General features: G+C 67.8%; 10 protein-coding genes. 6 read left to right on the top strand and 4 right to left on the bottom strand.

Translation table 11 applies throughout. The features are described 5' to 3' along the window. Nucleotides 1–84: 84 nt before the first annotated feature. The 4 genes from ACQCSZ_RS09675 to ACQCSZ_RS09660 all read left to right on the top strand — a co-directional run bounded on the left by ACQCSZ_RS09675 (nucleotide 85) and on the right by ACQCSZ_RS09660 (nucleotide 5041). A complete protein-coding gene (locus ACQCSZ_RS09675) occupies nucleotides 85–1788 on the top strand; it encodes a multicopper oxidase family protein (RefSeq protein ID WP_427007782.1) in 1704 nt (567 codons plus the stop codon). A gap of 1 nt (nucleotide 1789) precedes the next feature. After that, the gene (locus ACQCSZ_RS09670; RefSeq protein WP_427007781.1) at nucleotides 1790–2575 is read left to right on the top strand and encodes a hypothetical protein; all 786 of its coding nucleotides are present in this window, start codon (nucleotides 1790–1792) and stop codon (nucleotides 2573–2575) included. Nucleotides 2576–2827: 252 nt separating this feature from the next. Next, nucleotides 2828–4144 (top strand): erythromycin esterase family protein, encoded by a 1317-nt coding sequence (locus ACQCSZ_RS09665; protein ID WP_427007780.1) that lies wholly within the window; start codon nucleotides 2828–2830, stop codon nucleotides 4142–4144. 24 nt (nucleotides 4145–4168) lie between these two features. After that, entirely contained in the window at nucleotides 4169–5041 is an 873-nt protein-coding gene (locus ACQCSZ_RS09660; RefSeq protein WP_427007779.1) for a universal stress protein, read from the top strand. 135 nt (nucleotides 5042–5176) lie between these two features. Here the strand turns inward: ACQCSZ_RS09660 and ACQCSZ_RS09655 are convergent, their stop codons facing one another. The 4 genes from ACQCSZ_RS09655 to ACQCSZ_RS09640 all read right to left on the bottom strand — a co-directional run bounded on the left by ACQCSZ_RS09655 (nucleotide 5177) and on the right by ACQCSZ_RS09640 (nucleotide 8892). Next, nucleotides 5177–5950, bottom strand: a complete 774-nt coding sequence (locus ACQCSZ_RS09655; protein ID WP_427007778.1) for a maleylpyruvate isomerase family mycothiol-dependent enzyme — start codon at nucleotides 5948–5950, stop codon at nucleotides 5177–5179. Further along, complete coding sequence (locus ACQCSZ_RS09650; RefSeq protein WP_427007777.1) at nucleotides 5950–6783, bottom strand: fumarylacetoacetate hydrolase family protein; 834 nt, start codon at nucleotides 6781–6783, stop codon at nucleotides 5950–5952. Before ACQCSZ_RS09650 ends, ACQCSZ_RS09655 begins: the two co-directional genes overlap by 1 nt. Further along, nucleotides 6780–7934, bottom strand: coding sequence for a cupin domain-containing protein (locus tag ACQCSZ_RS09645; protein ID WP_427007776.1), 1155 nt, complete (start codon nucleotides 7932–7934; stop codon nucleotides 6780–6782). Before ACQCSZ_RS09645 ends, ACQCSZ_RS09650 begins: the two co-directional genes overlap by 4 nt. Before the next feature lie 130 nt (nucleotides 7935–8064). Continuing rightward, the gene (locus ACQCSZ_RS09640) at nucleotides 8065–8892 is read right to left on the bottom strand and encodes an IclR family transcriptional regulator (protein WP_427007775.1); all 828 of its coding nucleotides are present in this window, start codon (nucleotides 8890–8892) and stop codon (nucleotides 8065–8067) included. A 48-nt stretch (nucleotides 8893–8940) separates the two neighbouring features. Between ACQCSZ_RS09640 and ACQCSZ_RS09635 the strand changes: the two genes are divergently transcribed. Then, nucleotides 8941–10245, top strand: coding sequence for an MFS transporter (locus ACQCSZ_RS09635; RefSeq protein WP_427007774.1), 1305 nt, complete (start codon nucleotides 8941–8943; stop codon nucleotides 10243–10245). Next, nucleotides 10238–11488 (top strand): FAD-dependent oxidoreductase, encoded by a 1251-nt coding sequence (locus tag ACQCSZ_RS09630; protein ID WP_427007773.1) that lies wholly within the window; start codon nucleotides 10238–10240, stop codon nucleotides 11486–11488. Before ACQCSZ_RS09635 ends, ACQCSZ_RS09630 begins: the two co-directional genes overlap by 8 nt. The last annotated feature ends 213 nt before the right edge of the window (nucleotides 11489–11701 follow it).

Raw genomic sequence — 11701 nt, 5'->3', positions numbered from 1 at the left:
CTTCCCCACATGGTCGAAAATGCCTTTTTCGGCCCTCTATACACAGTTCGAAGGTTCATTCTGATTTCCCACCTTGGAGGGGCCATGACCACACGACGAGACTTGTTGAAACTGGGTGCCGTCGGCGCATTCGGTCTGGCAGGAATGAAGGGAGGAGGCGACGACGGCGCCCCCGTGCCGCCTCCGGCGGGGACTCCTTTGACCCCCAGCCTGCTGGCGCCCCGGAACACGCCCATTCCCTACGCCGGGGTGTTCCGCCGCCCGCCGGAGCTGCTGCCCTTCGAAAAGGGCTACGACGGCGGGGACCCGTCGCGCCCCTTTGAGCGCTACGCCCTGACCCAGCAGCTCGGCCAGGCTCAGTTTGTGCCCGGGCTGATGACAACCCTGGCGGGCTACAACGGCATCTTTCCCGGCCCCACCATCCGGGCCGCCCAGGGCACCAGGATCGAAGTCCGCATCCGGAACGCCTTCCCGGGGTCCGGCCTGCTTTTTCCCGGCCCCATCAACACCGTCACCCATCTGCACGGCTCGGCCTCGCTCCCGCAATACGACGGCTACGCCAACGACATCACCGTTCCGGGCAACGTCAAGAACTACCACTACCCCAACTGGCAGACGGCGCGGACGCTCTGGTACCACGACCACAAGCACCACATCACGGCCCAGAACGTGTACTCCGGACTCGCCGCCTTCTACCCCCTGTCCGACAAATACGAGCGCGCCCAGCTGCCCCAGGGCGAGTTCGACGTGCCGCTGATGATCTCGGATGCGATGTTCAACGCCGACGGCTCCCTCGGGTACAACGACAACGGCCAGAAGGGGCTCTGGGGCGACATCATCATGGTCAACGGCGTGCCGTGGCCGACCATGAAGGTCAAGCCCCGGATCTACCGTTTCCGAGTGCTCGTGGCCTCCATCTCGCGCTCCTACCGCCCGACGCTCTCGACCGGGGAACCCGTGTATATTGCTGCCACAGACGCCGGCATGGTGCCCAATGTCCAGGCCGTGAAATCCTGGCGGCAGGGCACCGCCGAGCGCTACGAGGTCCTGATCGACTTCCGGCACTACAAGGCCGGGCAGCTGATCGAACTGCGCAACCTCAGCAACAAGAACAACATCGACTTCGCCAACACCGGAAAGATCATGCGGTTCGAGGTGGTCGCCGACTCCGGCTCCGGTGCCGGCTCCATCCCCAGCATCCCCGCCACGCTCGACGACGGCGGCGCCCTCAATCCGACCAGGGGCGGCATTGCCACCATGAATCTGACTCCTGACATGGCCGTGGCAAAACGCGAGCTCAAGTTGTTCAGGGCGAATGGACAGTGGACCATCAACGGTGTGACGTGGGCCGATGTGGAGAAATCAGGGTTCAAGAAGCTGTTCGGCAATCCCCAGCCCTACGACGTCGAGCAATGGACCATCACCAATGCGTCCGGCGGCTGGTTCCATCCGCTCCACATCCACCTGATCGACGCCAAGATCATCGCCCGCAACACCAACGGCGGGAAACCCTTCGCCTGGGAAACCGGCCCCAAGGACGTCTTCTATGCGGGCGAGAACGAATCCATCACCGCGCTCATGCAATTCGCGACGGGTGCGGACGCAGGAGGGCGGTACATGGTCCATTGCCACAACCTGGTGCACGAGGACCACGACATGATGGTGCAGTTCTCCATCGGCGATCTGCGGAACAACGACCCCATCAGTTCCGATCCTCCGGTCTGGGACGCGACCCCCGAAGGCTCGTATCCGCCTGCCTACCGGCCAGGCTTTCCCTCCGGGACCTGACATGAGGAACATCGGACAACTGGCCGCTGGTGCACTGCTCGTCCTGGCACTGAGCGCCTGCACGGGCGGAACGCCGGATCCGCCCGGAACACCGGCGTCAGGCGCGGCCGTGAATCTCGAGACGGGAACCGACGTCGGCAACGGACGCCCCGCCGTCAGCCATGACGGGCTGATGGTGCGCCGCCGCGTGGTGATCGCCGTCCACCCGACGCCGGAGGCCGACCTGGCGTCCCTGCGCAGCCAACTCGACAGGGCAGCGGCTGAGCGTGGCATCACCTTGTCCGACGTCTCCCCTGATGTGCTCGACGAGGCGGTCCTCGAGCAGTTGGATCCGGGGCTGACCGTGTCCCTCCCGCCCGAACGCACGCGCGAAGATGCAGGTGCGCTGACCGACCGCGCATTCGGCCGTGTTGGGTCCTTCACCGGAGTGGACAGTGTCCATATCGGGTCGGTATTGGTGCACGACCTGCAGTTCGCTGTCCCTTCCAGTGACCCGGCTTCCCTGGCGGCGGCGATCGAAACGGAAGGCATTCTCGCGGATGCACTCGGAAACTACACGACCTCGATGGACAGCGGCACGCTCGGGGTTGCTTACACGGGGCCGTTGCTCAGCGACGCGCTCGTCGAATCAGTTCGCGCCGGAATGGCCCGGGACGCCGGCGTCGAACCCGGCGACGTGAAACTGAACCCCCGCTCGACCTCCGGGGAGGGCGTGGATCTGTCCCGCGAGCCGGCGCCGGAGTCCGGGGAAAGCAAGGCATCGCCTGGTCATCAGGGCGGCCACTGACCACGGACGTGACTTTCGGCCCTAGGTGCGCAGACATCGTGCGCGGAAGCTTGGAGACAAAGCGCGATTCACAAGTCCAACGCGTGCCCGACCATGCACCCCTCGTGGCTCCGGCAGCCCGTTGCCGGACGGATACGGGCAACGGAACGGGAGCACCATGAAACACCAGCAGCCGGGCGTGCGGTTCCCAGGAGCCACCGATACGGGCCGGAGTGCCAGGCGCCAGGCGAAGATCTCCGGCGAGGAGCCCCGATGAATCCCGCGGCGGTCACCAGGACCTCCGTGCTGCAGCAGATCCACGCCCTCGCCCGGCCGCTGAAGACCGACCGGGACCTCAACGGGCTCGTGCGGCGTGCCGGGGACTGCCGCTTCACTGCGATTGGCGAGGCTTCCCACGGCACCCACGAGTTCTATACCTGGCGGGACACCCTCAGCCGGAGGCTCATCGAGGAGCAGGGCTACGACTGGATCGGGGTCGAGGGCGACTGGCCCGACTGCTGGCGCATCAATCGCTGGGTGCGCGGCCAGAGCGGGCAGGACCAGGGTGTCCACGCCCTGCTCGCCGGCTTTGAACGCTGGCCGACCTGGCTCTGGGCCAACGAGGAAGTGGCGGCCTTCCTCGACTGGCTGCGCACCTGGAACACCAGGCGCCCGATGGCCCGGCGGGTCGGATTCTACGGGCTGGACGTCTATTCCCTGTGGGATTCCCTGCGCGAGACCATGGACTGGCTGCAGGAGCATGTCCCCGACTCCGTCCCCGCGGCCAGGCGTGCCTGGCAGTGCTTCCTGCCGCACCACCAGGATCCGCATGAATATGCCTGGAGCACGCGGCTGGTACCGGAGTCCTGCGAGGCCGACGTCGTGGCCCTGCTCACGGAAGTCAGGAACCGGGTGTCCAGCCCCGGTGACCATGGCGAGGACGCCTTCGACGCCGTCCAGAACGCCGAGGTGGCCGCCAACGCGGAGCACTACTACCGCGTCATGGTCCGTGGCGACCGGCAGTCCTGGAACATCAGGGACCACCACATGGCGGACACGATCGACAGGATCAGCCGGCACCTGGGCGCGGCGTCCAAGGGGCTGATCTGGGAGCACAACACGCACGTCGGGGATGCCCGGGCCACCGACATGGCCCGGGACGGCCTCGTGAATGTGGGGCAGCTCCTGCGGGAACGGCACGCCAGTGAGGGCGTGATGCTGGTGGGGTTCGCCTCCCACCGCGGCGAGGTGATCGCCGCCGACGCCTGGGGCAGCCCGGAGCGGATCCTCCGGGTTCCGCCCGCGCGGCAGGGAAGCCACGAGGACTTCCTCCATGAGGCCCTCGGCGTGCCTTCCGTCCTTGAATTCGGCGACGACAGGTCCGGGCCGTGGCTCTCGACCTGGCTCGGGCACCGTGCGATCGGAGTGGTCTACAACCCGGCGCGGGAGCTCGGGAACTACATCCCCACCCGGATGGGGGAGCGCTACGACGCCCTGATCTGGCTCGAACACACGGCAGCGCTGCGTCCGGTGCATCATGAGGAACCGCCCCGGGAGCCGGAGTTCGAGACCGAACCCACCGGTTTCTAGGCAATGGAAAGAGCAGGATCCGCAATGAATAGACCAATCGTCGTCGGCATCAACGGGTCCGCGGGAAGCGAGGCCGCACTGGCGTGGGCCCTCCAGCGTGCGTCCCGGCACAAGCTTCCGGTGATCGCCCTTTACGCAGTGGACGACCGCTGGATGTCCCCGGACTTCCAGTACCACGAAATCGTCCGGGAATCGGGGATGGAACTGCTGCAGAAAGTGCAGGCCAGCGCCCGGGAGCAGGCCCCCGACGTCGAGGTCGAGACCCAGCTCCGGCACGGCAGCGCGGGTGCGGCCCTGCGGGAAGCGTCCAAGGCAGCCTCCATGCTGGTGGTTGGCGCGCATGACCGGCACTGGCTGGACGGCGGGCCGATGACCGACCGCGCCCTGCAGGTTGTTTCCGCCTCGGACAGCCCGGTCGCTGTCATCCCGCCAACGCCGGGGACGGGCGGCCACGGCGTTGTGGTCGGCGTGGACGGATCCGAGGAGTCACTCCAGGCCGTGTCCTTCGCCGCCGCCGAGGCCGACCGTGGAGGCGATGGGCTGACGGTGGTCCTTGCCTTCCGCAGCCCGGCCAGGTGGGTCGAAAACGAGCTGCCGGCCAGCGGGCTGGCTGCGACCATCGTTGAAGAGGACCGTGTGGTCCTCGCCGAATCGGTGGCAGGACTGGGGGACAGGTACCCGGATCTCGTGATCAACCGGCGGCTCGAAACGGATACCGAACCTGCCAAGGCCCTGGTCGGGATCGCGCGGGAGGCCCGGTTGCTGGTGATCGGCAGCCGCGGACGGGGAGCATTCTCCCGGCTGGTGCTGGGCTCCACGGCCCACTCCGTGCTGCTGCACGTGCCCTGCCCCACCGTCGTCACGCGGCTGCACAAGGTCAAGCACGACGGCGGCTGACGCCGGCATAGTCTGCACCCAACAAGGAAAGCCCCCTCAACGTGAGGGGGCTTTCCTTGTCGTTCGTGCAAGTTGCCCGTGCAGGTCGACCGTGCAATCAGCGTGCCTGGCCGGAGCCTGCCTGAAACCGGCTGCCTAGATCCACTTCGGTGCGGCCGGAACCGCATCAACCGACCCGGAGGCCGCGTCCGCTGCCGGCCCGACGGCGGTCACGCCGCCGCTGCCCCGGCCGGCGGCCCACTGAACCACCGCGGGCAGCGGGCCGGAGACTACCGTCGGGGACTCCGCTGAGGTGTCGCCGAGGGTGAGCTCCGGTTCCTGGCCGGTCACGTTGACCACGAGCCCGGTATCGGTGCCACGGGTTTTCCAGGCGCCCGTGATGTCCTTGAGCAGGCGGGCAAGGACCGGTGCCGGGATGTCCGCGAAGGTGGCCCCGTTGGCCAGGTCCACCGCGTGCATCCAGACCTCGCGGGTGCGCATCCAGACGGTTTCCTCGGCCGGGACGATCCGGCCCTGGGCCGTTTTGACCTGGTGGCGCCACGCGTCCTCGGGCAGGTCCCGCCACTCCACGTTCAGGTGCACGGCGGAGTGGTCGAAGAGGTGCCGGAGCGCGATCGGGCTCAGCGTGGCGCCGAACTCGATCTCGTGGTTGCGGGCCTCGGGAGAGGGGTACATCGGGGTCTCCACCCCGGTGGCCGCCCACTCGACGAGCCGTGCGATGGCCCGGGCGTTGTAGCCGATGTGCGCCGTGATGTGGCGGCGGCTCCAGCCCGAGAGCAGCGAATCGCCGTCGAGCTCCGCGTCGGACAGCTCGTTGAGCTTGCGGGCGAAGAACGCCGTGCCCCGCCGGGCCTGGAGCAGGGCCCCGAGCAGTTCCGGGTCCGTCGTCCGGTCGTGGCGTTCAACCATCAGGCTTCCTTGATGACGCGGTTCTTCAGCTGGCCCAGTCCCTCGATGGTGGTCACGAGGACCTGGCCCTCCTGGAGGTAGCGCTTCGGGTCCTGGGCATGGCCGACGCCGCCGGGCGTGCCGGTGGCGATCACGTCGCCCGGGTTCAGGGTGATGATGGTGGAGATGTAGGAGACCAGGAACTCGGGCGTGAAGACGACGTCGTTGGTGGGCGTCTGCTGCTGGATGTCGCCGTCCACGGCGGAGGTCATCAGGCCGGCGGTGAACTCGTCTTTGGTGACCAGGGCGGGGCCGAACGGGGTGGACTTCTCCCAGGTCTTGCCCTGCAGCCACTGGATGGTGCGGAACTGGTAGTCGCGCATGCTCACGTCGTTCAGGACGGCGTAGCCGGCGATGTGGTCCGCGGCGTCGGCCTCGCTGATCCGGCGGCCCTTCTTGCCGATCACGACGGCGAGTTCGGCCTCCCAGTCGACCTTGTCCGATTCCTGCGGCAGGGCCAGATCATCGTTCGGGCCGATCAGGGATTCCTGGTACTTGGCGAACAGGGTGGGGTACTCCGGGACTTCCCGGCCCATTTCCTTGATGTGGTTGCGGTAGTTGTGCCCGACGCAGATGATCTTGCCCGGGAACGGCACGACGGCATCCAGGTCGGCGCCTTCGGCCGGGTGGGTGGCGCCGGCGGCGGCCTTGGCCGTAGCTTCCCAGCCGGCGGTGTTGAGCAGTTCCCCGACGTCGGCGAAGCCTTCGATCTCGGTCAGGGTGCCGCCGTCCTGGCGGACAGCCTTGGTGACTGCGCCGGAGGCGGACTTGAGGCGGAGGGTGAGGAGTCTCATTTGTTGCGTCCTTCGATGTAGGTGCGGTTGAAGTTCAGCCGTTCAAAAATGGGGGCGTCACTGAAGCGGAAGAGATCGAAATCGGTCTCCGCCTGCGGGTCGGCCTGAAGGTCGGCCTGCAAGGACCAGGAAGCCCAGGACGGGACCACGAAGAGGTCGCCCTTCGCCAGGTTCTTCGTTTCCCCGTTGAGGACCACGCTGCCGGAGCCTTCGAAGACCTGCCAGACGCTGGAACCGACCTCGCGGATGGCCTCCGTGGTGGCACCGGCGCGCAGGCGGTGGAATTCGGCCCGAATGGTGGGCATGACGTCCCCGCCGGTGGTGGGGTTGGTGTAGCGGACCGCGGCGTGGCCCTGGGACACGGTGGCCGGGTGGCCCTCGTCCTCGAGCAGCAGCTGCTCGCGCAGCGCACGGTCCGTGTGCTCCCAGCGGTAGGCGGCGATGGGAGAGCTGGTGGTGTCATCGAGCCCGGAGAGCGGACGCAGGCCCGGGTGGGCCCAGAGCCGCTCGGAGCGGGAGATGTCCGGAGTGGCCTCGTCCGTGACGCGTTCGGTGCCGAACTCGAAGAAGCCGGCATCGGCGTAGTGCACGAACGGGATGTCCAGGCCGTCGATCCAGGCCATCGGCTCATCCGTGTCATTGTGGTGGCCGTGGAAGTTCCAGCCCGGGGTCAGCAGGAAGTCGCCGCGGGACATGCGCACCGGGTCGCCGTTGACGACCGTCCAGACGCCCTCGCCCTCGACCACGAAGCGGAAGGCGTTCTGCGAGTGGCGGTGCTCCGGGGCGGTCTCGCGGGCGCCGAGGTACTGGATGGCCGCCCAGAGCGTGGGGGTGGCGTACGGGGTCTTGCCCAGGCCCGGGTTCGCGAGGGCAATCGCGCGGCGTTCCCCGCCGCGGCCCACGGGCACCAGGTCACCGGCGCGGGCCGCCAGGGGGTAGAGGTCGTTCCAGCGCCAGACGTGGGGGATGGCTTTGGGCGAGGGGACCATGGGCATGAGGTCCGCGATCTGGGTCCACAGCGGGATTAGGTTTTCGGTCTCAAAATCCTGGTACAGCTTTTCCAGCTGTGCAGCCTCCTCCGGCGTCGGCTCCGCAGCGTTGTGCTGGGCGGCGACTGATTCATGCGTGGTGTTATCGGCGCTGATGGACACGTGGACCTCCTCGGTTGGTGCAGAACAGTTCGTGGGCGTTTACCGACTCTACGGAGGCCCGCGTGTGACTTCCAACATATTCTGCACAACAGAATCCCCGCTTTGCGAGAAAACTGCGAGAAAACAGGGATCAGTCCCGTTCCGCCGGATTGGCTGCGATATCGATCTCCAGCTGGCGGCAGGTTTCGCGCAGGGCCGGCACCAGCCCGGCGTCGAAAACACTCCGGAACCGGGTCGCAGGGGTGGCGACACTCAGGGCGCCCACCACGTCCCCGCGGATGTTGTGCAGCGCCATCCCGAGCGCGCTGACGCCATCCTCGGTGCCTTCGAAATTCGCGGCGAACCCGTTGCCGCGGATGGTCTCCAGCTCGCGCAGGAATGCCGGGTATTCGCCGTCCGGAATGGTGTCGCCGGCGGTGCCGCCGTCGATGTCGCTGCTGCGGAACAGCTGTTCCAGCATCGGCAGTTCCAGTTCCGCCAGCATGGCCTTGCCGCCGGAGGTCCTGTTCGCCGGCATGACGGTGCCCTGCCTGTCGCCTACCCGCAGGACATTGTTTCCTTCCACGGTGGCCAGAAACCGGACTTTCGTGCCCACCCGGACCATGAGGTTGACCGTTTCGTTGACCTTCCCGGAAAGGAGCTCCATGTGCGGCTGCGCAATGGTGCGCAGCAGCCTGGTCCAGCTGAGCCCTGCCGGCCCCACGCCCATGGCGGGACCGGGGACGTAGCGGCGGGTTTCGTCCTGCACGGCGAAGCCCCGGTAGACGAGCATGGCGAGCAGCCGGTGGGCGGTGGACGGGGCCACGCCGAGCTCGGCGGCGGCGTCCTTGAGGCGCAGGGCGCCGCCGTCGCGCAGGAGCTGCAGGAGCAGCAGGGCGTTGTCCACGGCTTCGATGGAGTAGGTCGGGCGCTTTTGGGCGGGCCTGCTGGCGGTCCTGCGTGATGGGTTGTTCTGCACATCAGAATTGTATTGTGGTTCACGTGCCATGACGACGACAGTAGTGGGATGAATCACACACCTTCCGCTCCAGCGCCGGAGCGGCCAACACCCGGGTCCACCTTCCCCGGCGCCGGCGACGGGCCTGCATCCCGGTTTTCGCGACGGTCAGCCCTCGCCGTCCTTGTCTGCTGGCTTCTGGTGGTCTTCGATGGATACGACCTCATCGTCTACGGCACCGTCCAGTCATCGCTGATCGCCGATACCGGCTGGGGCCTGACGAAGGCCACCGCCGGCACCATCGGTTCCATGGCCTTCCTGGGCATGATGATCGGAGCGATCTTTGCCGGCCGCATGGCCGACTCCTGGGGCCGCCGCCGCACCATCCTCGGCTGCGCCATTGTCTTCTCGCTGTTCACCATCCTCTGTGCGTTTGCCCCCAATGCCCCGTTCTTCGGTGCCATGCGCCTGCTCGCCGGGATCGGACTCGGCGGGCTCGTGCCCTCGGCCAACGCCCTCGTCGCCGAGCTGGTGCCCGCCAAGTGGCGGTCCACCATCGCCACCCTGATGATGTCCGGCGTCCCGATCGGCGGCTCCATCGCGGCCCTCGTGGGCATCCCGCTGATCCCCGCCTTCGGCTGGCCGGCAATGTTCCTCGTTGCCGTGCTCGCCCTGCTGGTGGTCGTTCCGCTGGGCCTGCGCTTCCTCCCCGAGACACTGGCACCGAGCCGCGGCACGACGAAGATCAAGGAGCCGGCCGGCTTCGCCTCGCTGCTTCGTGCCCCGTACCTGGGCATCAGCCTGCTGTTCGCCCTGGCGACGCTGGCCACCCTGTTCGCCTGGTACGGACTCGGCACCTGGCTGCCGAACCTCATGCAGCTGGCAGGCTACAACCTGGGCTCCGCCCTGACGTTCGCCCTGGCCCTGAACCTCGGTGCCGTGGCCGGATCGGTCATCACGGCCTGGGCCGGCACCCGTTACGGTCCCGTGCCGACGGCGATCGCCGCCGCTGCCGTCGCCGCCGTCGCCCTCGTGGTCCTCGTCACTGGACCGTCCGTCGGCGTCGTTTACCTCATGCTCGTCCTGGCCGGCGTCGGCACCCACGGCACGCAGTGCCTGATCATCGCCGCCGTCGCGGGCCACTACCCCGGCCACCTCCGCGGAACCGCTCTCGGCTGGGCCCTGGGTGTAGGCCGGATCGGCGCCGTCGCCGCACCGCAGGTCGGTGGGCTCCTGCTGGCCGCCGGGCTGGGCGTCAATTCGAACTTCCTCGCCTTCGCCGCGGCAGCCGCCATCGCGGCGGTACTGCTGGCCGCGGTCGGCATCAAACTGAAGTCAAAATCATCAACCTCACAAGGAGTTAGCAATGTCTGAGCACGCCAAGGCCACCGATATCCTGGTCATCGGAGGGGGAATGGCCGGACTGGCCGGTGCCCTCGCACTGCGCGAAAACGGCGCGAACGTTACCCTCGTGGAACGGGCCCCCGAATTCGGCGAGGTCGGAGCGGGGCTGCAGATGGCGCCCAACGCCTCCCGCGTCCTGCGGCGCTGGGGCCTGCTGGAGAAGGCGCTGGAAATCGGCGTCCAGCCCAAGCACCTCGTCTTCCGCGACGCCGTGACCGGCGAAGAACTCACCCGCCAGGCCCTGGGCGGCGAATTCGAGGAACGCTACGGCGCACCGTACGTCGTGATCCACCGCAGCGACCTCCACCGCGTCCTGCTGGAGGGCTGCGAGGCGGCCGGCGTCAATCTCGTCAACGACGTCATGGTCGAGAGCGTGGAAACCGTAAACGGCCGCGGTGTCGCCCACACGGCGGCCGGCGTGGATTACGAGGCCGACGTCGTCATCGGCGCCGACGGACTGAAGTCCACACTGCGTCCCCTCGTGGCAAGCGACGAGCCCGTCCCCTCGGCCTACGTGGCCTACCGCGGCACCGTGCCGATCACCGACAGCACCCCCAAAGCCGACCTCGAAGACGTCATCGTCTACCTCGGACCGAACTGCCACCTCGTGCAGTACCCGCTCCGCAAGGGCGAACTGCTGAACACCGTCGCCGTGTTCAAGTCCCCGTCCTTCGAGCGCGGCGAGGAGCAGTACGGTGGCGTCGACGAGCTCGAGGATGCCTACAAGGACTGCGTCCCGGCGGTCCAGGCCGCACTGAAGAACCTGGCCACCGGCATCCGCTGGCCCATGTACGACCGCGACCCGATCGAAAACTGGGTCGCCGGCCGGATGGTCCTGATGGGCGACGCGGCCCACCCGATGCTGCAGTACCTCGCCCAGGGCGCCTGCCAGGCCCTCGAGGATGCCGCGGTGCTGCAGGATGTCAGCAACGGCACGGTCTTTACGGCGGAAGGGGTCAACCCGGAAGCCTGGGATGGTGCCATCCGCGAATTCAACAACGTCCGCGCCGCTCGCACCGCCCGGGTCCAGCGCACGGCCCGCATCTGGGGCGAATCCTGGCACGTCTCCGGGCTGGCCCGCACCCTGCGGAACCTGCTGTTCAAGAGCCGCAAGGACAACGATTTCCAGTACAACGACTGGCTGTACGGCCAGGCCGGCGAGGGCGTCCCCGCTGCGGAAAGCCCGGCACGCCGGGTACACCTCCCCGCCTGAGGCCCCGCGGCCGGCGGCCCCCCGAGCGGGCAGTCCACGCCCCGGATTCGGGAAAAGTCGGGCGCGAAGTGTCCGCTCGGCGGAGGCCGCTACCACCCGGCGGGCCGGCCGGGGCGCCGGCCGGGGCCATCCAGTGCCCCGGCCGCGCGTCGTGACTGCCCCAACGCAGAATGCAGGGCGCAGAATGCCGGACACCGAACAGGTGTCCGGCAT

The organism is Pseudarthrobacter sp. H2 (assembly GCF_050157045.1).
In the GTDB taxonomy this organism is placed as follows: Bacteria; Actinomycetota; Actinomycetes; order Actinomycetales; family Micrococcaceae; genus Arthrobacter.
This window is presented reverse-complemented; position numbering and strand designations above follow the sequence as displayed.